Source organism: Stieleria neptunia (assembly GCF_007754155.1).
Lineage (GTDB): Bacteria > Planctomycetota > Planctomycetia > Pirellulales > Pirellulaceae > Stieleria > Stieleria neptunia.
Genome location: NZ_CP037423.1, coordinates 8003980 through 8029840, shown reverse-complemented (window position 1 = coordinate 8029840; position 25861 = coordinate 8003980). Strand labels below are relative to the sequence as shown.

Sequence of the window (25861 nt, the reverse complement as noted above, 5' to 3'; positions counted from 1 at the left end):
TGGTCCCACCATTGCCAGAGAACGGTCCGTTACGATGCCCTGCCTGCGACTGCGAAACCTGCCCGTCATCCTGCTGCTCGTTTTAGCACTCTCGCCGCTGCGGTCGGTCGCGGGTGATCGCCCGAATGTCGTGCTGATCATGACGGACAATCATGGCGCATGGACACTGGGCTGTTATGGCAATCGCGACATCCGCACGCCGAACATTGACCGTCTGGCATCCGAAGGCACGTTGTTCACCCGCGCGTTCGCGTCCAACCCCGTTTGCTCGCCGACCCGTGCAACGTTTTTGACCGGATTGTTGCCGTCGCAACACGGCGTGCATTGCTTCCTGGGCGGTGGGCGTCTGCAAGTCGGTCCCGATGCTCGTTGCACGCTCGATCAAGTGACGTCGTTGCCCGAGGTTTTGCGCGATTCGGGGTATGCCTGCGGATTGGTCGGCAAGTGGCACCTCGGTGACAACCTGCGACCCCAAGAAGGTTTCGACGACTACTGGATCACCATGCCCCACGGCGGAACGAGTACGTTTTACGATGCGCAAATCATCGAAGACGGAAAGATCCGCAAGGAGCCCGAGTACTTGACCGATTTCTGGACCAAGCACGCCGTTCGCTTTATCGAGTCACAGTCGCAGCAGGACGATCCATTCTTTCTGTTCCTCTCCTACAACGGACCCTATTCCTTAAGTCGTTTGCTGCTACGTGAAGGTCGCAATCGCCACGCGGACTACTACGCCGACAAAGACCTGTCGTCGTTCCCGCGCGAACCGACGCATCCTTGGCAATTCAGTAACCGCGATTACCACAACAACCCTGTTTCCATCCGACGTGTTGCAACGGAAGTCAGCGGCATCGATGACGGCGTCGGCACGGTCATGGAAACGCTGAAACGTTGCGGTCTCGATGACAACACCCTCGTGGTCTTTGTTGCCGACCAAGGCTGGGTCGGTGGCCACGGCGGCTTTTTCGGTATGGGCGACCACACGCGGCCCGTCACCGCCCGCGACGGCATGATGCAAATCCCGATGATCTGGCGGCACCCCGACGGGATTCGATCCGACGCCCAATCCGATCGGATGGTCACCAACTACGACTTCATGCCCACGTTGCTGACGTATCTGAATTTGGCGGACAAAATGCCCTCCAGTCCGCCATCGCCCGGTCATGATTTCAGCGCCGTCCTGACCGGCGAATCGGATGGGGCGGGGCCTGAAAAACCGGTCTTCTACGAGTTCGAAGGGCTGCGTTGCATTCGCACCGAACGTTGGAAATACATTCACCGCCATCCCAACGGACCCCACGAACTCTATGACCTGGAATCGGATCCCGACGAGTTTCATAATCTGGTCCACGACGCGACGCATCGTGCAACAGCCGCAAAGCTGAAAGGTGAGCTCGATGAGTTCTTCGATCGCCACGCGGTGGAGCGATACGACATGTGGAACGGGGGCGGTTCACAAACCAGACTCTTCGTCGGAATCGATGAAGAACTCGCGCAGTCCGAACCGGTTCCGTCGCCGCCATTGCAGGCCGGCTTTCAACCGGCGGAGATCAAATTGCCCGAAGGGTTTTCGGCAGAACTCGTTGCCGGGCCTCCCTTGGTCACGCATCCCACGATGGGCTGTCTGGACGATCGGGGGCGACTGTTCATTTGCAACAACGCCGGGGTCAACCTGAGCGCGGACGAGCTTGAGGAACAGTTGCCCAATTCCATCCGCATGCTCGAAGACAGCGACGGCGACGGACGCTTTGATCGGTCGACGGTGTTCGCCGACCAGATGACGTACCCGATGGGAGGCGTGTGGCACGATGGAGCGTTGTACGTCGCCTCGCCGCCCAACATTTGGCGACTGGAAGACACCGACGAGGATGGCGTCGCCGATCTCCGTGAAAAGATCGTGACGAAGTTCGGCTACACCGGCAACGCCGCCAGCATCCACGGATGCTTTTTCGGACCCGACGGGCGTTTGTACTGGTGCGACGGGTACCACGGCCACGAATTCAAAGACGACGACGGCAACATCACCAGCAAACGCAACGGTTCGTATTTGTTTTCCTGTCGCACCGATGGTTCGGACGTCCGCATTCACTGTGGCGGCGGCATGGACAATCCGGTCGAAGTCGACTTTACCGACGAAGGCGAGATGATCGGAAGCGTCAATATCCTCTACAACCGCCCGCGCGTTGACGCACTGGTGCATTGGCTTTACGGAGGCGCCTACCCCCACCGAGAACGCGTGTTGGAGGAATTAAACGTCACCGGCGATTTGCTCGGTCCGATCCATCGTTTCGGGCATGTCGCCGTCTCGGGGATCACCCGTTACCGCAGCGGCGTCATCGACCATCGATGGCGTGATCAATTCCTCGCAACGTTCTTCAATTCCGGTAAAGTGGTTCGTGTGCAACTGCAGCGGAATGGATCGACGTTTCAAGCAACCCAGCAAGAGTTGCTGGCAGGGACGAGTGACGATTTCCATCCCACCGATGTGATCGAAGACGCCGACGGCAGTTTGTTGGTTGTCGATACCGGCGGATGGTTTTATCGCGGTTGCCCGACATCTCAAATGTCAAAACCCGATGTCCTGGGAGGCATCTATCGGATTCGCCGCGATGGCATGACGACGCAAGTGGATCCCTGGGGCAAGCGGATCGATTGGAAGGCTTTGTCCGACGCCGCGTTGATCAAGCATCTCAATGACACGCGCTATCGGGTGCGTGATCGGGCGATCGGTGAATGTGCGCGGCGGGGCGAGCGGATCGTGCCGGCATTGGCGCGATCGATGAAAAGCGACATCCGGGTCCGCCAAAACGCGCTTTGGGCGTTGACGCGAATCGTGGGCAACGATGGCTCGTTAAGTGCCGCCCGAGCGGCGATTCGCACTGCCCTGGACGATCGCGATCCGAGCGTCCGTCAAATCGCCTGCCGATCGATCGCCACCTACCCCGACGCCGACGCGGTTTCTGCGTTGATCGAACGTTTGGCCGACGATGTGGCGCCGGTTCGCCGTGAAGCCGCCAAAGCACTCGGCCGTATCGGTCAGGCCGATGCCGCTACCGCCTTGATCGCCGCGCTGGCCGAAGGCCGTCAACTCGATCGATCACTCGAACACGCGATCACCTACGCACTGATCGAAATCAACGATCTCGATGCGTTGCAGATGGGATTGCGTCATGCTTCACCGCGTGTACGGCGAGTTTGCGTCGTCGTCCTCGATCAAACCGATGACGTCGTCGTTTCGTCTGACGCCATCGCCGAGATGCTCAACACCGACGACGTCGATCTGCGACGGACAGCGGTCGGAATCCTCTCACGGCGGGCGCGGGCCGCAAAACTCAGCGAGAATCCAGACGCGGGACTCGCCGGGACGGCAACGCTGGTCGCCGAGCAGATGCGTCGCTGGTTGGACCAGCCGGATGCGTCGGCGACCCACGCGTCGTTGATCATCGAACTCGCCTCCGCCTTCGCGGCGACCGAGCCCGTGGCGGCGGAGATCGGGCGGGCGCTCGGGCGCGGACTCGACGATGCGGAGCCTGCCCCGTCTCGCGAGTTGCTGTTGACCGCGATCGGCCGTAGCGACAACCCGAGTCTGCATCCGAGTTGGAAGGAACCGTTGACACGCGCCTTGCGGTCCGACCGAACGGAAACCGCGCGGCTCGCCATCGCCGCGGTGACTGCCATCGGAACCAACGCCTTCGATGAAACATTGGTTGCGATCAGTCGTGACGAAACGCAATCGGGGATCAAACGCGCCAGTGCCTTGGCGGCGATGGAAAACAACGCGGCATCACTGAGCGGCGACCGTTTGGCGATTTTGCTGGAACTGCTCCGCGGCGGCGCGCCCACCGAAGCCAGCCAGGCGGCGCAGATGATTGCGACGTCTCGGTTGACGTCGGATCAGTTGCAGACGTTGGCGCCCTACTTGTCGGCTGCCGGCCCGGCCGCACTGCGAGACTTGATCCGGCCCTATGGTCGAACGCTTCCGGTCGACGTCGCCGAAGTCCTGTTGGACGCGCTGGAAACGGCTCGCAGCTTCGATCGCCTTCCCGCCACCGAGGTCTCCGACGTGATCAAGCGATTCCCCGCTGAACTGTTGCCCCGCGCAAACGCATTGCTCGATCGGCTGCAATCGCTTGATGATCAACGCGTTCAAAAACTGGACCGCTTGATTCCGCTGGTGCAAGCCGCCGATCCCGAGCGTGGTCGAGCGGTGTTCGCTTCGGAAAGATCGAAATGTGCCACGTGTCATCGCGTGGGAGCGGTTGGTGGGACGATCGGTCCCGATCTGACGACGATCGGAGCCAACCGGTCGGTGCACGATTTAATGGAGTCGATCGTTTTTCCGTCGGCAAGTATCGTGCGGCAATATGAATCGCACACGGTGTTGACCGATTCCGGTCAGGTCTATTCCGGCGTGATCACTCGCGAGACGGCCGACTCGATTCACTTGCAACAACAAACGGGCGATCCGATCGTGATCGGGCGCGACACGATCGAGGAACTTTCACCGAGTACGGTTTCGATCATGCCCCAAGGGATGGAAACAACGCTCAGCGAACAAGAACTCGCCGATCTGGTGGCGTGGTTGAGGGATCTGGGGAGATCGTAGCATCCAAACTCGTTCCCGGGCTCCGGCCTGGGAACGCGGGGTTTCGGAGGCTCCCGCCTCCGACGGTAGCGAGGCAGGAGCCTCGCGAGCAGTGCGTTACGAGGCGGAGCCTCGTAACGAGTTAAGTCGTTACGAGTGACACTCGTTCCCGGGCTCCGGCCTGGGAACGCGAGGTTTCGGAGGCTCCCGCCTCCGACGGTAGCGAGGCAGGAGCCTCGCGAGTCAGTGCGTTACGAGGCGGAGCCTCGTAACGAGTTAAGTCGTTCCGAGTGACACTCGTTCCCGGGCTCCGGCCTGGGAACGCGAGGTTTCGGAGGCTCCCGCCTCCGACGGTAGCGAGGCAGGAGCCTCGCGAGTCAGTGCGTTACGAGGCGGAGCCTCGTAACGAGTTAAGTCGTTCCGAGTGACACTCGTTCCCAGGCTCCGGCCTGGGAACGCGGGGTTTCGGAGGCTCCCGCCTCCGACGGTAGCGAGGCAGGAGCCTCGCGAGCAGTGCGTTACGAGGCGGAGCCTCGTAACGAGTTAAGTCGTCACGAGAATTACTCCAACTTCGCCAAATCGGCCCGCGTGTCTTCATACGTCGCGTGAAACTCCAACGCATGTGGATCTGGATCTTTGCCCCAGATCTGGCAGGCTTTCGCGTAGAGTTCGGGCCACCAATTGCGATGCTGCGTCAGGCCTTGGTCACGGTACGATTTCCAATGACTGAGCACCTTGGACCAACAGTCATCGCCATAGTCGAGCGCCTCCTTGAGCGTCGTGTACCTCGGGACATACCAACGGCGGCCGATTTGGGCGTGCAAGACTTCATCGGCCCAATCGAAATCTTGGAACAGGGCCGACAGTGGATCACCGCTTTTGTTGGCGATTTCCCATTCGTAACGTTTTCCGTTGCGCGGCATCAGGTTCTGTTCGATGAAGAACAAAACTCCGTGGCGTTGACGGGCGTCGAGTTGCAAATTCAGATTGCGCGACCAAGTGAAATTGATCGGGATCGTACGCCAATCGATTCCCAACGCCACAAAGCCGACTTCGCCCATCATCGCGTGACGGGCTTCGTCCCACAGTTGGCGTGACATCTCCATGTGGAATTCCCAGGGTTCGTCTGCGCGCAGTTCCACCAGGATGCTGGCCATCATTTCCGGAACATCGATTTCGCGAAGCCGTTTGTAGTACATCATCAGCGTCTTGTCTTGCGGCGAGAATTGTTCGTCGTACAAGAAGACTTCCGGGTTGACGCCGGCGTTGTAGCAATCGCAAAAGCGTTCGTCGCGGCGCGGTTCTTTGTCGTACTGGTAGGGTTGGGCACTGTGCCAGGGTTCGGGGACCGCTTCGTCGGCCGATTCGACGCCGTCGAGTTGGCCGGCGGCTTGCAGGCACTGTTCCAAGTGTCGGATCCAGGGCTCGCGATCGACTTGCGTGGAATCGGCTTGCTGGGAATCGCTGTCCAGACAGCGGAGGGCTTCGGCGCCGAAGCGGACAACGTCTTCGAGTTCAAACGCGATCAGTTTGGCGACGCGAACGGTCGGCGCGTCGGCCAGGGGATGCGCGTCGGTTTGCAATCGCCGGCAAGCCTGTCGCACCGCGGGCAAGACGACGCCGTAGAGACCGGCCAGCAATTCCGGCGTCGATGGCGCCGCGACGACTTCATCCATCAAACGCTCGAGCGCCGGATCCGGGATCACATCCAGCCCCAGCGGCGGCTCGCGCATCTCACCGACGCGACGACGGATCAACGTCACCTGTTCGGCACACAGGTAAGCGTGGTAGCTGAACGCCGTCTTCAGTTCGTAAATCGGCTCCGCGGTGATCTTGGCGGTCAACGTCTCGTGCAATCGTTTCAGGACGTAGTGAAGTCGTTTCAGCCGTCGCAAGCTTTGATCCAGATCCCAATCGCCGTCGACCGCACGCGCCATCGAACACAGTCCGGCCAGCGGTGGGATGCCACGATAGGATTCGTAGTCGCCATGTTCACGCATTGTTTTTCTCCCTGAGGTGCTACGATTCTAACGGCCCATCGGTCTTACTCGCGAGGATGATGATGTCCAAATCAAGGCAGGTACGCGGATTTGACAGGCTGGAAGCCTCTCGCACGTGCACGACACGTGTTCGCCGCTCGGCTTCGGTGTAAACTTGAATCCGCCGTGAAACGGATTCCATGTACGTTCTCGCCCCCCGTTCGCAATCAAAGATGTCTGTGCCATCCAACCCCGCCGATCACCGCACCGACCCGGCTAAACCGCTCGAGGATCTCGAGGACTGGGAGGCGGATCTGGTGCGTCGCTATCCCGAACCGAACAAGCCGACCGACGAGTTTCGAAATTATGGTGAAGACACGAAGCCGGGTGTCCGTGAGTTTTATCAGCTGAACCACCGGTATCAGACTTACGATTTTGTGCAACAGAAACGCGAACAGTTCCTTCCGCTGCGGCATTGCAAGATGACGGTCTGGGAAGCGATGGAGTATCTGAACCAATTGGTCGACGAGAGTGATCCCGACACGGATCTTTCTCAGATCGAGCATCTGTTGCAGACCGCCGAATCGATTCGCGCCGACGGCCATCCGCGCTGGTTTGTCCTGACGGGGTTGATCCACGATCTCGGCAAGGTGTTGTGCCTGTTCGGTGAACCCCAATGGGCGGTGGTTGGAGACACGTTTCCGGTAGGTTGCCGGTTCTCTGGGCGGATCGTGTTTCCGGAATTTTTTGCCGAGAACCCCGATTCGACCGACCAGCGGTACAACACCGAGTACGGCGTCTATTCGCCCGGCGTCGGGCTCGACAACGTGTTCCTTTCGTGGGGGCACGACGAGTACTTGTACCAGGTCGTCAAGGATCGGCTGCCCGCCGAAGCACTGGCGATCATCCGTTACCATTCGTTTTATCCCGGCCACCGAGAATCGGCGTACGACCATCTGATGAATGATCACGATCATCGGATGTTCAAATGGGTGCGGGCTTTCAACCCGTATGACCTGTATACCAAAAGCGATAGCCGGCCGAACGTGGATGCCTTGCGTCCGTTCTATGAAGAACTGATAAATGAGTTCCTTCCGGGGACGCTCGATTGGTGACCGTTGATCCCGATACGGTATCCTGTGGGCCGGACGTATCCCTTTTTATTCGAGCGGTTGTCGCGACATCGACGTGATCAATCCGGTCCACCGAGTTTCTTGCCGTGCCCTCCACCGATTCTGACATCGCCTCGGCAGACGCTCCTTCCGACGGCAGTAATCCCCGTTCGCGACTGTTGCTGGCCGCGGTCGCGGCGTTCTGCACGTACTTTTGCATGTACGCGTTTCGAAAACCCTTTACCGCCGGAACGTACGAGGGTCAGGAACTGTTGGGGATGGGGCTGAAATCGGTCCTGGTCATTTCGCAACTGGCCGGCTACATGATTTCGAAATTCGTCGGCATTCGAGTCGTCTCGGAAATGCCGCGTCATCGGCGTGCCATCGCCATCGTGGGGCTGATCCTGACGGCGGAATTGGCGCTGGTCGGATTTGCCTATGCGCCGCTCACGTTCAAGGCGCCCTTGTTGTTCTTGAACGGCTTTCCGTTGGGAATGGTGTTTGGGCTGGTCCTGGCCTACTTGGAAGGCAGGAAACAGACCGAGGCGCTTTCGGCGGCGCTGTGTGCGAGCTTTATCATTTCGTCCGGTGTGGTGAAGTCGATCGGACGTTGGGTCATCCAGGACTGGGGCGTCAGCGAGTTTCAGATGCCGATGCTCGTCGGGCTAATTTTCCTGGTTCCGCTGCTGGTTTCGGTCTGGTTGCTCCAGTCTACACCGCCTCCGGATCAAACGGATCGCCGACATCGCAGCGATAGAGATGCGATGACGCGGCAGGATCGGAGTCGATTTTGGATGGAGTATTGGCCGGGGTTGTCGCTGTTGATTTTCGTCTACGTGGCGTTGACCGTCATTCGTACCGTCCGAGACGATTTCGCGGTGGAAATCTGGCGCGACCTCGGGGTCGGCGAAACGCCTTCGGTTTTCGCGCGTTCCGAAATTGTTGTCGCACTGCTGGTCACGGTGTTCAACGCCTTTGCGGTTTGGATCCGGCACAACATGGCGGCCGTTCGAATCGTAACGATCTTGATGTGCGGTGCGTTCGCCATCGTCGGTGCGTCGGCGATCTTGCAGTCCGGCGGCCTGATCTCCCCGTTCATGTTCATGGTTTCGTGCGGCGTGGGCATGTATGTCCCCTACGTTGCGTTTCACACCACCGTCTTCGAACGACTGGTCGCGGCGTCCCGTCACCCCGCCAATGTCGTGTTTTTGATGTATGTTGCCGACGCCGTCGGTTACTTGGGGTACGCCGTCGTGTTGTCGATCCGAATGACGCTCCCGTCTCCGGATTCCGTCTTGCCGTCGTTTCGCATGCTTCTGCTGGTTTCAAGCTTCGTCTCGGTCGCCGCCTTGTGTTTCTCCCTACGCTATTTCCGCACCGTGATTGAAGTCGACGGCGTGGAAGTCGACGGCGAACGGAATCCGATGGCGGCGCATGCGGAACCGGTGCAAACCGTGGAAGCCGGGGGCGGCAATGCCTGAACGTCGCCCTTCCACGCCAGCACCGATGCAAGCGTCGAGTCAACCGTCGACTTGCCGAGCGGCGGTCTTTCATCGGGCCGGCCAACCGCTTGCATTGGAAACGTTTCCGCGACCGAGTCTGTTGGCCGGTGAAGCACTGGTTCGGATCCGGCTCTGCACGATCTGCGGCAGTGATCTTCACACCCTAAAAGGGTTGCGAATCGAACCGACGCCATCGATTTTGGCCCACGAAGTTGTCGGTGAAATCGTCGAACTCGCCGAACCCGTTCCGCAGGACGTCGAGGGGCAACCGCTTGAAGTCGGCGATCGCGTCACGTGGTCGGTCTGCGTCAGTTGCTTTGATTGCGACCGCTGCCGATCGGGCATGCCGCAGAAGTGTCGTCACTTGGTGAAATACGGCCATTCGGTCGCCGCCGGGCGCGAGGCGCTCAGCGGCGGGCTGGCCGAGTCCATTTTGCTGCGACGCGGCACGACGATCGCCCGGTTGCCGGCTGAGTTGCCGGACGAAGTGGCCAGTCCGATCAACTGTGCGACGTCCACCATCGCGGCGGCGTATCGGATGGCCGGCGACGTTTCCGATCAACGCGTTTTGATCTTCGGCGCCGGCATGCTGGGATTGACGGCCGTCGCCATGGGCAAGGAGTCCGGGGCCAAGCAGGTGACGATTTGCGACGTCGACCCGCAGCGGCTGGAGCTGGCCAAACGGTTTGGCGCCACGGACACCATTGCGGTCGACTCGATCGGATCACTTGACGGCCCCTTCGATGTCATCTTGGAATGTTCCGGTTCGCCCGACGCGATCGAAACGGCGTGTCGAATCGGCGATGTCGGTGCACGGGTGATCCTGGTCGGTTCGGTGATGGAATCACGGCCGGTGCAGCTGGATCCGACCAACATTGTTCGCAAGTGGATGTCCATTGTCGGCGTCCACAACTACGCGCCGGTCGATTTGCGTCGCGCGATCGACTTCATCAGCCGATGTCACCACAAGTACCCGTTCGCCGAACTGGTGGCACGGACGTTTGACCTGTCAGAGGCCAACGCCGCGATTGAATTTTCCATCCAGCATCGCCCGATCCGCGTCGCGGTGCGTCCCAGGGCTGTGCATCCCAGGCCGCAAACACCATGACAACAACCGAACAGATCATTAAGTTGTTTGATCGCAAGGGAGATTCGGAATACGGGGGCGAACCGGTGACGCAACGCGAGCACGCGTTGCAAGCGGCGTTTCTCGCCCTTCAGGCCGATGCAAAACCGTCGTTGATCGTCGCAGCCCTGTTGCACGACATCGGGCATTTGCTGCATGACCTGCCCGACGATGCACCGGATGCGGGGATCGACGATCATCACGAGCGATCCGGGGATCACTTTTTGCGTCCGCTGTTTTCCGATGCCGTCACCGAACCGGTCCGGATGCACGTTGAAGCGAAACGGTATCTTTGTGCCGTGGATCCGGACTACATGAGTGCGCTCAGCGAACCGTCTCGGGTCAGTCTGGCCTTGCAGGGCGGACCGATGACGGCGGAAGAAGCGGAACAGTTTATCGTCCAACCGTTTGCCGAGGACGCCGTCCGGTTGAGACGCTGGGACGATGAAGCCAAAATCGCCGGTCTGGAAACCCCGCCGCTGGATCGATTCGCCGAATTCCTGACGCAGCAGCTGGTGTCCACCGATCGGAAGTAAACCTCCCGTGAGGAGGTCGTGCGTTCTTTGAATCGTTGAAAATAAGACACTTCTCGCTGAACGCCATCTCATCGCGACGAACGCCCCCGATCGGTTGCACGGACGTCTCTGAATCTGTCGAGTGTCGCGAGAAGAAGGCTTCCTTTGGTGCGCCGAAAGGGCCGGAGACCACTAAAATGAAAGTGGCGATTCACCGTTCGACCTCCCCCTCACTTCGCTCATTCGGCCGGCCAACCCGCGCGACGCAGTCCTCCCGGGTTTCGGTTTTCCTGCGTTTTCGTGTTGAATCGATGCACGACCCCGACCGCCGTGGGCTCTCCTGATCAGTGGACCATGATTTCGCAGCGCGTCGGGTACGCGCCCATCGCCCAGGAACCTCCCCATGACGACGCCCAGCAGTCTCAAAAAGCCGCTTCTTTACCTGTTGATCGGTTCCGTGCTGTTGAGCGCGCTGTTGGGGATCGTGCTGGTGCTGCGGGGGAACTGGGGGTGGTTGGAAGTCCGCGTGATCTTGACCACGGTGATCATCGCGGTGGCCAGCGTGTGCGGGTTGGCTTGTGACCTGTCCCGCACCCCGTCGGGATTCAATGCCATGCCCAAGTCCGGGTTGGTGCTGACGGCGGTGACGACCGTTTTGCTGTTGTTTGGGATTTGGTGCGAAATCGGCTCGGAAGCCTACTGGAAGACGACGACCGTGTTGATTTCGATCGGTGTTGCGACGATCCATGTGTCGCTGCTGTCGATCGCCAAGCTGGCCAACCGATTTCGCTGGGTCTACTTCATCGGATCCCAGATCATCTTTGGTTTGGCCTTGTTGATCGCGGCGGTCATCGTCTTCGAAATCAACTCGGAACTCTTGTGGCGATTTCTCGCAGCCCATTCGATCGTCGTCGCCGCGATCTCGATCGTGATCCCGATCCTGCACCGGATCAGCAAGACCGACGCCAACCGTGGCGATCTGCTGATGCCGGTCGAAGCGAGGAACGTCGATTCGATCGATCGACAGATCGCGCAACTGGAAGAACGCCTGGCCCAGCTGCGAACGCTGCGGGAACAAATCGTCGGCGGGACACTCCGGTAACGGGAACCGCACCGCGTTCTAGTCGCGTGAAGTGTACGCGTGTCAGGTGGTGCAGGACGTCGCGGGGGAGTGCCACTAGGCTGGAATTCGCTCCCCGGCTGACCAATCGCGAGGCGGACAAAAAAACTCTGCAAAAATGACCACCCGATGGCGGGTGTCGGTCATGGTCTGCGAGAAGCAGGGTAAGGGCACCCCTCTCTTCCCACTTTTCGCAGGATCCGACCTATGTCATCGCGATTTCTAGCATTGGTTTTTCTTCTGACAACCCTGGCCGGTTTTGCTTCGGCGCAGCCAGGCGATCACGCGTTGAAGAAATTGCAGCAGCGCAGTGAAGCGTTCGAGAAACATTTCAACGGCCATGACGCCGACGCCCTGTCCACGCTCTATTCGAAGGATTGCGACGTCGTGCACAACGGAATGCCTCGCGTCGGGCGCGAGCACATGAGGCGTGAGTGGCAGAACTACTTTGATGCCAACCCCAACGTGCAGACGACGATTCGACGCGATGTGGGGTCACCTCGGTTGATTGATGAGAACACGGGCATCGAAAGCGGTCGTTGGGAAGACTCCCATCACCGCCAAGCGGGGCTGGTGACCGCCGGGAACTACACTTCGGTCTACAACAGAATCGATGGGGATTGGCAAATCGTCCACGAACGCGGTTGGCCGGACCCGACGGCACCTCTGTCGACGGGAAAGTCCGTCAGTGATGAACGTCTGATGCCCGAGGACGTCTATCGACAACTCGATCGATTGACGGGGCGTTGGTCCCTGCAGTCGACGTTCCAGGGTAAATCGTCTCGAACCGAAGGTTTGGTTCGTTGGGCCAAAGGCGGGCACTGCCTTCAATGGGAATTTTCTGGCCCCGATGCTGTTACCGGCGTGGTCTTCTCCGCGAACGGACTGATCGGATACGACCCGGTGACAGAAAAGGCGATCGAATACACGTTTTCTTCGGACGGCGACACGTCAAAATCGACCTTCGATTTCTCCGATCCCGATAACTGGATCTGCAAGGGTGAGTACTCCGAGAGGACGGTGGGCGGGAAATTCCAGCCGGCGACCGCAACTCGCGAATTCGCTTGGAAGAGTGACAACGAGTTGGTCATGGTGAAACGCGATTGGGTTCGGGACGGCAAAGCGATGCCTGAGATCACCACGGTTGCAAGCCGAACGTCGATCGCGATGCCATCGCAACTCGCCGAAGACTTGGAGACACTCCTGGGGCAGTGGGAATGTAAAGTGATGATCGGAGACGAAACGAAAGTCAAGCAATTTGACGCCGCTTGGCAACCGGGCCGCAACGCGATCGTTTATCGACAAATCAATCCAGAATCTGGCGCCTTTGACGATGCGATCGTCGGATGGGACGCGGCGAGTCAATCATTAGTTGAACATGGTTTTCGGTCGGACGGGTCAAAGTGGGAAATCCGCTGGTCAGACATCGGATCTGGTGTTTGGAAGGGAACGGGAACCAGTACAGTAGACGGCCAGACTCACCACTTCGCCTGTCAACTGACATTTGCTGGCGGAAAATCGGAGTACCGCGGTTCGTGGATGGGGAAACCCATGATGATCAAACGCACCAAGAAGCAGTGAGTCCGTGTGGTGAATCATCACTCAGAATCGGCGATCGTCGCTACAAATGCTCCGCACCGCTATCACGATCTGGACGCGTTTCGCGGCTGGGCGGTGCTGTTGGAAATCGTCTTGCGAAATCGAATGACGCTCGATGAGTTGATTCCGAGGGCCTTTGCGGATCCGGTGCGATACACGGCATCGATCATCGCATTGAAGGCGGTTTATCGTGCGATCGACGCACTGGCGATGTGGACGCTGGTGTTTGGCTTCTTGAGGTTCTTTCAGACCTACTTCCACCACCCCAGCGCCAGGCTGCGATACATTTCAGATTCATCGTATTGGCTGTACTTGCTGCACTTTCCACTGACGATCTGGATCGCGATGTATTTTTCGCAATTGCAGCTGGGGCCGATTGCGAAGTTCGTTTGTTCCAATAGAGTGACGCTTGGCTATCGTTGAGAGACTAACTCGTGAGTTCGGACGATATACTTTCGTTGTCAGCTGAGGAGCGAATCGACCGCATCGCGGACGCTTTCGAATCAAAGTTCGAGTCTGGTTCAAACGCATCGATTGAACAATTTTTAGATGGATGTCCGTCGGACGAACGCGACACCCTGCTGACGGAATTATTGACGACGGAAATCCAGATTCGTCATCAGCGCGGTGACTGGATCAATTTCAATGAGTACCACACTCGATTTCCTGGCGACACGAAAATCGTCGCGGAGGCGATCCGCAATGCGTCTGTCGCAGCCCGGCCGCCTCAGGTCGAACACGCCGGCAAATCGCCGGTCGAAAATGATCTACACTCGATCGGACGGTTTCACATCATTGAGTGCGTCGGCGGCGGGGGATTTGGACGTGTTTGTCGCGCCGTCGATCCGCGACTCAATCGCGTGGTTGCGGTCAAGTTACCGCACTTGGCGGGCAAGATCACCGGTGCGACGATCGACGTGTTTCTTCGCGAGGCGCGATCGGCCGCCCGATTGAATCATCCGTCGATCGTCACCGTCTATGAGGCGTTCGAGGAGAACGGCATTCCGGCAATTGTTTACGAATACGTCCAAGGCCAGGATCTTTCAACGTGGGCCAAAAGCCGAAAACTGTCCGCGCGTCGGGCGATGGAGATCATCGATGAGATCGCGGCGGGGGTTGCCCACGCCCATCAACGCGGTGTCATTCACTGTGATCTCAAGCTTGCCAACGTGCTGATCGATCACAGCGGTACGCCGCGGGTGACGGATTTCGGATTGGCAATTTCCGAATCCTTCCAGCAACGTTCCATGGGATCTCGCGTCGGTACGCCGATCTCCATGTCTCCCGAACAAATCCGAGGCGATGATAGGATCATCGATGAGCGGACCGACGTCTGGGGCCTGGGCGTCATGCTGTACGAATTGTTGACGGGGGGGCGCCCTTTTGTTGCACCCACGACAAACGAATTGTTCGAAAAAATCAGCAATCAGAAAATACAGATCCCATTCCCCAACGCCACCGAGATCCCGACGTCGGTGCAGAAACTTTGCGCGTGTTGTCTTGCAAAACATCCGGACGATCGATTCGATTGCGTCGATGACTTGCGCGCAGCGATCACACGTTGCCTTGAAGAACTGTCATTGGATTCACCAGAATTGGGGCCGGATGGGGATTTGATCTACCCGGGGCTCCGTTGCTTTACCGACCGCGACGCGAACGGTTTCCGAGAGCTGCTTCCGCTACCAGGGGAGCAAAACGGCAACGCGCCGTCGATTCAAGGATGGGTCTCTCTGCTTGAAGGAAGCGCAAAGCAAAAGGACTTCTGTGTTGGATTGATCTATGGTCCTTCAGGTAGCGGCAAGTCATCCCTGGTCCGTGCCGGGTTCTTGCCGGCTCTTGATCTCAACCGCGTTCTCCCGGTCTATCTCGTCGCATCACAGAACGACACCGAAACCGCTTTGACCCGGCGACTACGGCGAGCCATGCCCGGACACGAGCATCACACGTCATTGCCCGAACTGCTCGCATCGGTGCGCGACTCCGATCCTGCTCGTAAACTTTTGATTGTGATCGACCAGTTTGAACGTTGGCTGATTTCTGATCGATCCCACATCGACCCTGTCCTGGTGAAGGGATTTCAACAGTGTGACGGAAGTCGAGTTCAAGCTTTGCTGATCGTTCGCGATGACTTTTTTTCGAGTGTGAACCAGCTTTTTCAGACACTGGACCAACCGCTCGCCGAAGGCAAGAACTATTGGTTGATCCAGCCGTTCACGCCACGACATGCGCGACGCGTTCTTACCCGGCTGGGACAGGCATTGGGCAAATTGTCGACCCAGGTCTCGTCGTCACAGTCTCGATTTCTTGATCAAGCGGTTGCAACGCTGTCGCAGCAGGAAGGGATCAGTGCCGTCCGAATCGCGATGTTTACTCAGATGATGGCCGACAAACCGTGGGAATCGGACAGTATCGCTCAAGTTGGCGGTTTGGATGGATTAGGCGTGAGTTTCTTGAATGACGTTCTGGCGCTCGAGAAAACGGGGTTGTCTGTCGCCGAAGACCTCGCCCTGTGTCGCATCATGGGGAGCTTGTTGCCGGATTCCGATACGGCGGATCTCAGCGGTGCGGCGCGTCCCGTTGAATTTCTCGAGGTGGTGACGAGAGGACTGTACCGCAAGTCATTCCAACGGATTCTCACCCTCCTTGACGACAAACTGAAACTCATCACCGCCGTCGAACTGGGCGAAGATTCAAGTGACGAGGGATCGGTTTCCGGTCGCCCGGCCTATCAGTTGGCGCATGACTACCTTGTTCCCGCGATCAGAAAATGGCTCACCGCGAAACAACTCGAGACACGACGAGGCCGCGCCGAACGAAAGCTCAAGGAGTTGTCTGTGGCTTGGCAACGACGACGCGAAAATCGATTTCTGCCTTCGTTGATCGAGTATTCCGGAATTGTGTTGTTCTCCGAACGATCGATTTGGTCACAAGACGACATCGCATTGATGGTCAAAGCATCTCGACGTCATTTCGTACGCTTGGCCGGCATGGCAACGCTCCTCTTGTGCGCGTACGGGATGTTCGGCCATTTCGAACGACGCCGAAACCGGGAGCAATTGATCCAACGTTTGATCGATGCGGACATCCATCATCTTCCCAGGATCTCGCGCGAATTTGAGAAGCAAGGCATCCATTTTGACGATCCATCGATCGGACTTATTTTAAACGGAATGGCGTCCGATGAAATCAAATTGAAGTTTGGTCTGGTTTTCTTGGGGCGGTCGGATCAGGCCGAACCGCTGATCCGCGATTCTGTCTTCGCAGTTGCCGGGCCACAGAATCTACCGGCGATCAGCGAATTGATTGCCACCCGTCATAACCGTCTTGCCCGGTTCTTCCAAAACACGATCGTCGATGAGACGTCTGAACCGTCCAACTTTTTGATCGCATCCGGCCTTCTTGCGAGGATTGGCGGCGATGATGCCGCGATCTGGGACTCGGTGGCAAACCGTTTGGCGAGCGAATTAACGAACCAAAATGCCATCACGCTGCCCGTCTGGGAGAAGATTTATCGCCCGATCCGGCACCATCTTGCCGAGGCTCTGACGCAAATCTATCGCAACACTGCCGGCGACTACTTGCCATCCCAGGTGGCCGTCGCAACAGACTTGCTTGCCGTTTACGCCGTCGATGACACCGAGCTACTTTGCGAACTGGTGCTCGATGCCGATCCCGGCCAATTCAGAAAGCTGATCGGGCCATTGCGTCGGCGCGGAAGCAGGGCGCGAGATCGGTTCCTCGCGGAACTCAAGCACCCGCGCAAGTATTACTGGTCTGCCGACGAGATCGATCACCGTGACGTCGATCCAGAGCTTCACTCCGCCCTTGAACGCGCCGATGGCATGGTGACGAAAGACTTTGCGATCTGTCAAACGATGACGCGTCGGCAGTTTGATTCGATCCATCCCCAACTCGAGCAACTCGGTTTCCGGGCAACGAGAGTGCGACCCTACCGTGACGCAGCGGCAACCCGTGTTGCGGCGATTTGGCGACGTGACGCGTTGCCAGCGACGGTTGAATTGGGGCTTGATCGGCGTTTGCTCCGCGAGCGTTTCATCATCTATCAGTTCAACGGTTTTCAGTTGTCTGATGTCGCCGGCTACACCGTTGAAACGGATCGTGGCGTGATTGAACGATTCGCCGTGGTCTGGAGCCGACAACCACCAGGTGGCTCGGGGGAACAAGACTTCTATGCGGGAGTCTCTGAAGCCGAACGATGGCGCCGAGAGCGGACGCTGATCGATCGCAGGTTCAAACGGACCGTCTCGGTGCACGCCTACAATGGGCCCGACGGAGACATTCGGTATTGCGGCGTACAACAGATGGCAGCGGGACTGCCGACGGTCGAAACTTCGCTTCATTCAACTGCCCTCGCCGAGCATGAAGATCGTGTACGGCTTACTTGTGACATTTGCGTCAGCATGACTCCAGAGAGTCTTTCGTCCCGAAGCTACTGGCAACAGAGGCGTGACGACTGGGGCAACAGCGAGACCCGCGATATCTATCTGCAAGAAGAGCGGTTTCGATTCGAGCTGGGACGCGCCGACTTTTACCTCGGCAACGATGCAGAATCGCTGCGGAACCTGGATGAGTACATCAAACGCAGGCGGCACCATCGCGAAGCGTATCGACTCCGTGCGTTATTGCACGCGAGGGGCGGACGCCGAAGGGAGTCACTCGATGACCTGTGGATGCTCGAGCGGCTCGACGAACCGGAGCGGCGACTGGTGGCCACCAAAATTTTGGTCTCAGCACACCTGGCGATGGACCGCTGGCCCGTCACCATGATCGAACCGTCGGCAGAGCAGGAAAGCGACGTGGCGGTGCTTTTGGATGCCGCTGGCGTGTACGCCAGATCTGCCGGGATCATCCGAAGTCGCGACAACGAATCCGCCCGGCGATGGGCCGCTCGATCGATTCAGTTGCTTCGTCAAGCAATGCGGGCAGGCTTTGAAGATGCAACGCGGTTGCGATTGGATTGGATGTTCGATCCGATTCGAACGTCACCGGAGTTCATTCAATTGCAGCAAGAATTGCCCCCAGGAGTCGTCTACACTCGCTTCCGTTCCAGCGGCATGTGGGCCGACGAAAAAATCTTCCAGGGGAAGCTTGTTGGGGAACATACCGCGGATTTCAAAGTAGTAGCGCGAGAGCACTATCGACCGAATTCCATCAGCGTCACCGATATTGCCGGTCGATTCACCGCGGCGTCTGTCTGGCGGCGGCGGCGCGATGCGACTCGGACCCCCGAATCGTTTGAGCCGCGAAAGGCAAATGCGGTGGTCGCACTGTATTGTTTGAGAGAACTTAACTCCGTTTGGAATGTCTTGGAGTCTAGCGACAGTCCAGGAATCAGAACCGAAGTGATTGCCAAGCTGGGGCCATTCGGCTGCAACCCATCACCTATTCTGGATCGACTTGCGTCCGAAACCGATACGGGCGCCCGTCATGCCATGATCCTGGCATTGGGGCATTTCTCGCTCTCGCATCGGCAGCAATCTCGCTTGCTTGATCAATTAGAACACTGGTATGTCAACGACCCCGATCCCGGAATGCACGGAGCGATTGACTGGCTGCTACGTCGATTGGGATACGAATCAGAAGTGCAACAGTTAGACGCAACCTTGGCCGACGGAAAAATCCATCCGCAACGAGATTGGTTTGCGACTCGCCATCAAGGTCACGTTTTGGCGATCATCAGAGGGCCGGTGCGATTCATGCAGGGTACACCTCGCAAATTCTTGAGTCCGACAAACGCCCGCTGGGAGTCTCAGGCACCGACACGGATCAATCGATCCTTTGCGATGGCGACCAAGGAAGTCACGGTTGCGCAGTTCCTCGAATTCCTTGCCGACTTGCCACGCCCGATGAATCGCCTTCCCGACGGAATCAATAAAGATCCAAAATGTGCGGTCGCAAAGGCGAACTGGATGACGGCGATGCTGTATTGCAAGTGGCTGAGTGAGAAAGAGGGGATTCCAGAGGATCAGCACTGCTTTCCGACGATCCCCGAGGAAAAGTACCAAGAGCCGGTCGAACTTCCACACGATTACCTTCGCCGCACGGGTTATCGGTTGCCGACACAGTCCGAGTTCGAATTCGCGGCACGCGGGGGCACGACCACTCACCGTTTTTTTGGCAACTCTGACAATCTCCTTCATCAATACGCTTGGCACCTTGACAATGCCCCCCATTATGCCAGCCGCGTAGGTTTGCTGAAGCCCAACGCGTACGGACTGTTCGACGTGCTCGGCAACCTACGCGAATGGGGGATAGAAACCAGCTATTCCCGACACGGTCTCGGGCCGAAGGGCGATGACGTGGAAGATTTGACAAAAATCCACCCCACAATCCCTCAAAAACGCGTTGCGAACAACGCGAGTTTCCAAAGAATTGCGCGCAGCGTTTACGGATCAAAGACCGGCAGCAGTACTCCGTACAATTTCGGCGTCACAATGGGTTTCAGGATTGCGAGGACGATCGAGGACTTTCGGCCTCCAGCCATCGACGGCGAATGAGTGCAAGCTTGCGTTCAACCGAGCGCAACGAACAACCGAGTCGACTTGCAATCTCTTCGTTTCGCGATCCCGCCATTCTCGCCAACGCAATCTCTTTTAGACGAACGTCATCGAGTTGATCGAGTCTTCGCCGGAATTCCTCTTTGAAGATCATTGCTTGCTCCGGCGTCGGCTGCAGATCGCCGACTCGGTCGACCGGTGAGTCCGCGTTATTGGCAGCCTCGTCCACCATCTCGTCGGGGCCTGCCTTCGCCTCTGGACCACGCTTGATCGCGGTACGCCGTCGCTTTTCATCGATCGAGCGGCGAACGGTCAGCATCGCCAAGACTTGCCAAAGATCGCCTCGATCGTCGAGTCGCTGGAATCGTTCGTCCTGTATTCCCTTTAAAAGATCGTAATACGCTAACGACGCGACATCTTCGGGCTCGGTGAATCCTGGTTGGTCAACACCTAATCGGTCACGCGCCAAGCCGACCAGACGCTTCGTATAGCGGAACCATAGTTCATGCTCGGCGAAAGATTCACCTTCCTTTAGCCGACCGATATATTTCGTGACGGAGCCTTCTTCGGAGCACTCGTTCATAAAGTCGAATCGCGTGAGGATGGTTGGTGAAAGAGATCGCTGTGATCATGCCGGGCGTGGCCAAAAGTAAAGTGTAGCAACAGAAGTCGCGATGGGCCGTCGCAATTCTCATCGGGCGATAGGATCGCAACCGCAGATGCCGGCGAGTGATCGGACGATCGACCAGCGGCCCTTCGTTTCGGTTGGACGAATTGTACGTGATCAGCGACACGCCGATCCGCGAAGACAAGGGACCGCAAGGGCCGCGCGGACGTGTTAAGCTAATGCTTTGTCAATCTTCAAAAGCGGCGTCAGTTCCCAGCTTGCAGTTTCGTTTCACTGGTGAAACGCAAGCTGGAAGCTTACGCCACTTTCTTACTGAACTTAAAACTTAACGTTGACGAAGCACTGGGGTTTCAATCACCCTTTCACTTTTGCAGGCGGGCACGATGGGCGTTGTTGTTGCACTTGACCAGGGAACCACGAGTTCGCGGGCGATCGCGTTTGAGCAATCGGGGGCGGTGTTGGGCGTCGCCCAGCGTGAATTCACGCAACATTACCCTCGGCCCGGTTGGGTCGAACATGACGCCGACGAAATTTGGCAGTCACAACTGGCCGTCGCCCAGGAGGTGATGGCGTCCTGCGGTCTGTCGGCCGACGACGTCGCTGCGATCGGGATCACCAACCAACGCGAAACCGTTTTGTTGTGGGATCGATCCACGGGCCAGCCGATTCATCGCGCGATCGTCTGGCAAGACCGGCGGACGTCGGAATTCTGTGATTCACTTCGCGACCAAGGGCATTCCGATCTGATTCAGTCCAAGACCGGACTTCTGATCGATGCTTACTTTTCGGCGACTAAGATTCGTTGGTTGTTGGACCAGGTGCCCGGTGTCAGGCAGCGGGCGGAACGCGGCGAGATCGCGTTCGGCACGATGGACAGTTGGCTGATCTGGAAACTGACCGGGGGTCGCGTTCACGTGACCGACATCACAAACGCGTCGCGCACGATGTTGCTGGACATCGCAACCGGCCAGTGGGATGACGAACTGTTGGAACTGTTAAACATTCCCGCCGCAATCCTGCCCGAGGTGCGTCCGTCCAGCCATGTGTATGGAGAGACCGAAACGCAGTGGTTCGGCGGTCCGATTAAAATCGCCGGGGCCGCCGGCGATCAACAGTCCGCATTGTTCGGCCAAAACTGTACGCGACACGGGATGGCCAAGAACACGTACGGGACCGGTTGTTTCATGCTGATGAATATCGGCGACCAGCCGCAGGTGTCCAAACACCGACTGTTGACCACGGTTGCCGCCAGTGCCGCGTCGAAGCGAGAGTATGCGCTCGAAGGCAGCGTGTTTGTCGCCGGTGCCGCCGTCCAGTGGCTGCGCGACGGATTGGGGATCATCGAATCGTCGTCTGAAATTGAACCCCTGGCCCGCAGCGTGCCCGACAGCGATGGCGTCTATGTTGTTCCGGCGCTGGCGGGGCTGGGCGCGCCGCATTGGGATTCCTACGCCCGCGGAACCATTGTGGGGTTAACGCGGGGGACCAATCGCGGGCACATCGCGCGGGCGACGTTGGAAGGGATCGCCTACCAAGTCGCCGACGTCTTGGACGCGATGCAGCAGGACGCCGGAATCTCGATCAAGGAGTTGCGTGTCGACGGCGGCGCCTCGGCGAATGATCTGTTGATGCAATTCCAGGCCGACATCATGAAGACTCCCGTGGTCCGTCCGCAGATGACAGAGACGACTTCGATGGGCGCGGCCTATCTGGCCGGACTGGCGGTCGGTTTTTGGCAGGATCTGGACCAAATTGCATCGATCTGGAAAACCGATCGGGTCTTTGAACCGGCGATGTCGGACGCGGACGTGGCGCTGCGACGAGAGCGTTGGGCCGAGGCGCTGCGGCGTTCCAAATCTTGGCAACCGGAGCAACAGCATGACGCGACTTGATCGGCCCGAATCGATTGCCAAAATCCGCGACCGTCAAACGCCGTGGGACGTCGCGGTGATCGGCGGGGGCGCGACCGGTGTTGCCGTGGCACTTGATGCCGCCAGCCGTGGATTGGACGTGGTGCTGCTGGAGCGATACGATTTCGGCAGCGGGACGTCCAGCCGTAGCACCAAACTGGTTCACGGCGGCGTGCGGTACCTGAAGCAGGGCAACGTGACGCTTGTCCGCGATGCGCTTCGTGAGCGATCCTTGTTGCTCGAAAACGCGCCCCATCTGGTCCACGACCAAACGTTTTTGATTCCCTGCCGAAACCTTTGGCAATGGATGTTTTATGGCGTGGGGCTGAAACTCTATGACTTGCTCGCCACGCGAAACCGGTTTGGCCGTTCCCGTTGCATTTTCGCACGACGGGCGCTCGAATTGTCGCCCGCGTTGCGAAACGAGCGACTGCGTGGTGCGGTGCTTTATCATGACGGGCAATTTGATGACGCGCGATTGTTGATCGACATGGCCCGTGCGGCGGCGCAGCACGGCGCCAGCTTGGCCAACCACATGGCGTGCACGGGATTCATCAAAGACGACCGAGGTCTGGTCGCCGGTGTCGTTGCGGCCGACCAGGAATCGGGCGAATCGTTTGAGATCGCAGCCAAGACGGTCGTCAACGCGGCCGGTCCGTTTTGCGACGCGGTTCGATTGCTCGACGATGCGGAGTGCCAGCCGATGGTCGCCGCCAGCCAAGGGATTCATCTGGTTTTGCCCAAGGAACTTTATCCCGGCGAAACCGCGATGATCGTTCCCAAGACTTCGGATGGACGCGTGATTTTCTTTGTCCCCTGGCACGATCACATCCTGGTCGGAACCACCGATACCGCGATCCCCGACGCCGTTGCCGAACCGTCGCCCCAACCGCAAGAGATTCAGTTCTTGTTGGAGACCGCGGCGGAGTACTTGTCACGGCCTCCGACGATCGCCGACGTGTTGAGCATTTTCACGGGAGTCCGGCCGCTGGTCAAAGGCGACAAGTCCTCGCGAACGGCATCGCTTTCACGAGATCACGTGATCCGGCTCTCGGCGTCGAAACTGATCACGATCACCGGAGGGAAATGGACCACCGTGCGAAAGATGGCCGAAGACTGTGTCGACAAGGCGATCGAAACGGGCAATCTGTCCGCCGCAAAGTGCGTGACCGAAACGCTGCGGATCAATGCTCCCGATCCAGCCGCGATCGTCCAGTTGGAAAACGACGATCCCACGCTGGCCCAGCCGGTACATGAGTCGCTGGCCATCCGTCGTTCCGAGGTGATTTGGGCGGTCCGCAACGAAATGGCACGAACGGTCGAAGACGTGCTGGCCCGCCGGACCCGGACACTGTTTCTCAACGCCCGACTTGCATTGGATGCGGCACCCGCCGTCGCGGAGATCCTGTCCGACGAACTGGGAACCGATTCGGCGTGGCGCGATGAGCAACTCGCGGCGTTTGAGGCGGTTGCCGCGCACTACCTTCCGGCTTGAAAATACGTTGAAAGACCGGAGGGCTCGCGCCCTGCCGCTAACAAAACGCATTTTGTCCTGGCCAGATGGGTTTCGTCGCGTTGATTGGCGAGCTGAACGGCGTGCGGTGGAGATGGTATCTTAGGTGCGCCAGAAGGTTGGGGGTTTCCCACCCAAAGCATTCGAAGGGACAGGCGGCAGATGAAAGTTGGCATCACCAAGGAAATCTATTCCGGCGAGTGTCGTGTGGCGGCGACACCGGAAACGGCGCGACGATTGATCGGAAAGCTTGGGTTCGAGGTTCTGGTGGAATCCGGTGCGGGAGATGCCGCGAGCTTTCATGACGAAAGCTATCGCGAAGCCGGTTGCACCGTTTGCGGTGAAGCGGTCGAGATCTGGACAGGAGCCGACATTGTGTTGAAGGTCCGCAGTCCGCAGGATCGAGAGATCCAGCAGCTGCGGGCAGGCCAAACGCTGATTTGTTTCTTGGCACCGGGCCAGAACGAAGCGTTGTTGCAGAAGATCGCCGCCCGGAAAGCGACGGCGCTGGCAATCGAAGCGGTGCCACGCATCAGCCGGGCGCAGAAACTGGACGCGTTGAGTTCGATGGCCAACATCGCGGGGTATCGGGCCGTCGTCGAAGCCGCGGGGTTGTTCGGGCGTTTCTTTACCGGACAGATCACCGCGGCCGGAAAAGTCCCGCCGGCCAAGGTGTTGGTCATCGGCGCGGGCGTCGCGGGACTGGCCGCGATCGGGACCGCCAGGGGATTGGGGGCGATCGTGCGTGCCTTCGACGTGCGTCCCGAAGTCGCCGACCAGGTCAAAAGCATGGGTGCCGAATTCCTGATGTTGGAATTCGATAGCGACGAGCAAGGCGGGACGTCGGGGGGCTATGCCAAGACGATGAGCAAGGAATTCATCGATGCCGAGATGGCGCTCTTTGCCGCCCAGGCGAAAGAGGTGGACATCATCATCACCACGGCACTCATTCCAGGCAAACCGGCACCGAAATTGATCACGCACGAAATGGTCCGTTCGATGCGTCCGGGCAGCGTGATCGTCGATTTGGCCGCCGAACAAGGCGGTAATTGCGAGGCGACGATTCCCGATGAGGTGACCAAGGTCGAAGGCGTGCACATCGTCGGCTACCGCGATCTGACCAGTCGACTGGCACACACATCCAGCCAACTGTATGGGACCAATCTTTATCATTTGCTCGACGAGATGGGCGGCGCGGAGAGGTTCAGCGTCGACATGACCGACGACGTGATCCGCAGCGCGACGGTCGTCAAAGATGGTCAGGTCACCTGGCCCCCGCCGCCGGTTTCCGTCTCCGCAGCCCCCAAAGAGAAAGTGGTGGAGTCGGTCGCACCGTCCGCCGTGGTGGAAAAGAAAATTGGGACCTTTGACATCGCGTTGATGGTGATCGCGGCGGTGTTGTTGGTTGCAGTCGCGTTGACGCGCGATCAGGGTTTCATCACCGATTTCACCGTCTTTCTATTGGCCTGTCTGATCGGGTGGCAAGTGATTTGGAACGTGACCGCCTCGCTGCATGCCCCGTTGATGAGTGTCACCAACGCGATCAGCGGCATTATCATTGTCGGCGGGATGGTACAAATCGGGGCGTCCAACCCGGTCGCGGCATGGCTGGGCGGGCTGGCAATCTTTGTCGCGACGATCAACATCGCCGGCGGCTTTCTGATCACGCACCGCATGCTCAGCCTATTTCGCAAGTGATTTGGCTGCCCGTCTGATGTTGGATGTTCTGTTGTTTGAATGATCGTTTGCTCCCG

The 25861-nt window shown here is 58.6% G+C and carries 14 protein-coding genes; 12 read left to right on the top strand and 2 right to left on the bottom strand.

The genetic code is table 11. From position 1 onward, the window contains the following. Positions 1 to 34: 34 nt before the first annotated feature. A complete protein-coding gene (locus Enr13x_RS27995; protein WP_145390174.1) occupies positions 35 to 4606 on the top strand; it encodes a PVC-type heme-binding CxxCH protein in 4572 nt (1523 codons plus the stop codon). 539 nt (positions 4607 to 5145) lie between these two features. Here the strand turns inward: Enr13x_RS27995 and Enr13x_RS27990 are convergent. Continuing rightward, a complete protein-coding gene (locus Enr13x_RS27990; protein WP_145390173.1) occupies positions 5146 to 6585 on the bottom strand; it encodes a hypothetical protein in 1440 nt (479 codons plus the stop codon). 212 nt (positions 6586 to 6797) lie between these two features. On the opposite strand from Enr13x_RS27990, the gene Enr13x_RS27985 reads away from it, so the two are divergent. The 8 genes from Enr13x_RS27985 (at position 6798) to Enr13x_RS27950 (ending at position 20056) form a co-directional block, all read left to right on the top strand. Then, positions 6798 to 7679, top strand: coding sequence for an inositol oxygenase family protein (locus tag Enr13x_RS27985; RefSeq protein WP_145390172.1), 882 nt, complete (start codon positions 6798 to 6800; stop codon positions 7677 to 7679). Between the two features lie 104 nt (positions 7680 to 7783). Then, a complete protein-coding gene (locus Enr13x_RS27980) occupies positions 7784 to 9157 on the top strand; it encodes a DUF5690 family protein (RefSeq protein WP_145390171.1) in 1374 nt (457 codons plus the stop codon). Positions 9158 to 9182: 25 nt separating this feature from the next. Next, complete coding sequence (locus Enr13x_RS27975; RefSeq protein WP_197455400.1) at positions 9183 to 10286, top strand: zinc-binding dehydrogenase; 1104 nt, start codon at positions 9183 to 9185, stop codon at positions 10284 to 10286. Next, positions 10283 to 10840 (top strand): phosphonate degradation HD-domain oxygenase, encoded by a 558-nt coding sequence (locus Enr13x_RS27970; protein ID WP_145390169.1) that lies wholly within the window; start codon positions 10283 to 10285, stop codon positions 10838 to 10840. Before Enr13x_RS27975 ends, Enr13x_RS27970 begins: the two co-directional genes overlap by 4 nt. Before the next feature lie 382 nt (positions 10841 to 11222). Continuing rightward, positions 11223 to 11921, top strand: a complete 699-nt coding sequence (locus tag Enr13x_RS27965) for a hypothetical protein (protein WP_145390168.1) — start codon at positions 11223 to 11225, stop codon at positions 11919 to 11921. A gap of 225 nt (positions 11922 to 12146) precedes the next feature. Then, positions 12147 to 13520, top strand: a complete 1374-nt coding sequence (locus Enr13x_RS27960) for a YybH family protein (protein ID WP_145390167.1) — start codon at positions 12147 to 12149, stop codon at positions 13518 to 13520. 9 nt (positions 13521 to 13529) lie between these two features. Continuing rightward, positions 13530 to 13961 (top strand): acyltransferase family protein, encoded by a 432-nt coding sequence (locus Enr13x_RS27955; RefSeq protein ID WP_145390166.1) that lies wholly within the window; start codon positions 13530 to 13532, stop codon positions 13959 to 13961. An 11-nt stretch (positions 13962 to 13972) separates the two neighbouring features. Then, complete coding sequence (locus tag Enr13x_RS27950) at positions 13973 to 20056, top strand: bifunctional serine/threonine-protein kinase/formylglycine-generating enzyme family protein (RefSeq protein WP_145390165.1); 6084 nt, start codon at positions 13973 to 13975, stop codon at positions 20054 to 20056. On the opposite strand, the gene Enr13x_RS27945 is transcribed toward Enr13x_RS27950, so the two are convergent. Then, positions 20001 to 20639 carry an ECF-type sigma factor gene (locus Enr13x_RS27945; protein ID WP_145390164.1) on the bottom strand — a complete coding sequence of 213 codons (639 nt, stop codon included), beginning with the start codon at positions 20637 to 20639 and terminating at the stop codon, positions 20001 to 20003. The two genes, Enr13x_RS27950 and Enr13x_RS27945, sit on opposite strands and share 56 nt — an antisense overlap. A 428-nt stretch (positions 20640 to 21067) precedes the next feature. On the opposite strand from Enr13x_RS27945, the gene glpK reads away from it, so the two are divergent. From glpK to Enr13x_RS27930, 3 genes are all read left to right on the top strand, one after another. Then, positions 21068 to 22576, top strand: a complete 1509-nt coding sequence (gene glpK / locus Enr13x_RS27940; RefSeq protein WP_145390163.1) for a glycerol kinase GlpK — start codon at positions 21068 to 21070, stop codon at positions 22574 to 22576. Beyond that, positions 22563 to 24089, top strand: coding sequence for a glycerol-3-phosphate dehydrogenase/oxidase (locus Enr13x_RS27935; RefSeq protein WP_145390162.1), 1527 nt, complete (start codon positions 22563 to 22565; stop codon positions 24087 to 24089). The genes glpK and Enr13x_RS27935 overlap by 14 nt, the downstream gene beginning before the upstream one ends. A gap of 180 nt (positions 24090 to 24269) precedes the next feature. Further along, positions 24270 to 25805, top strand: a complete 1536-nt coding sequence (locus Enr13x_RS27930) for a Re/Si-specific NAD(P)(+) transhydrogenase subunit alpha (protein WP_145390161.1) — start codon at positions 24270 to 24272, stop codon at positions 25803 to 25805. Positions 25806 to 25861 lie beyond the last annotated feature (56 nt).

Excerpts from the sequence above, each read along its gene's own strand:
- Enr13x_RS27935 (WP_145390162.1), top strand. The coding sequence starts at position 22,563 with ATGACGCGACTTGATCGGCCCGAATCGATTGCCAAAATCCGCGACCGT.
- Enr13x_RS27985 (WP_145390172.1), top strand. The coding sequence starts at position 6,798 with ATGTCTGTGCCATCCAACCCCGCCGATCACCGCACCGACCCGGCTAAA.
- Enr13x_RS27960 (WP_145390167.1), top strand. The coding sequence starts at position 12,147 with ATGTCATCGCGATTTCTAGCATTGGTTTTTCTTCTGACAACCCTGGCC.
- Enr13x_RS27930 (WP_145390161.1), top strand. The coding sequence starts at position 24,270 with ATGAAAGTTGGCATCACCAAGGAAATCTATTCCGGCGAGTGTCGTGTG.
- Enr13x_RS27990 (WP_145390173.1), bottom strand. The coding sequence starts at position 6,585 with ATGCGTGAACATGGCGACTACGAATCCTATCGTGGCATCCCACCGCTG.
- Enr13x_RS27945 (WP_145390164.1), bottom strand. The coding sequence starts at position 20,639 with ATGAACGAGTGCTCCGAAGAAGGCTCCGTCACGAAATATATCGGTCGG.
- Enr13x_RS27970 (WP_145390169.1), top strand. The coding sequence starts at position 10,283 with ATGACAACAACCGAACAGATCATTAAGTTGTTTGATCGCAAGGGAGAT.
- glpK (WP_145390163.1), top strand. The coding sequence starts at position 21,068 with ATGGGCGTTGTTGTTGCACTTGACCAGGGAACCACGAGTTCGCGGGCG.
- Enr13x_RS27975 (WP_197455400.1), top strand. The coding sequence starts at position 9,183 with ATGCAAGCGTCGAGTCAACCGTCGACTTGCCGAGCGGCGGTCTTTCAT.
- Enr13x_RS27965 (WP_145390168.1), top strand. The coding sequence starts at position 11,223 with ATGACGACGCCCAGCAGTCTCAAAAAGCCGCTTCTTTACCTGTTGATC.
- Enr13x_RS27995 (WP_145390174.1), top strand. The coding sequence starts at position 35 with ATGCCCTGCCTGCGACTGCGAAACCTGCCCGTCATCCTGCTGCTCGTT.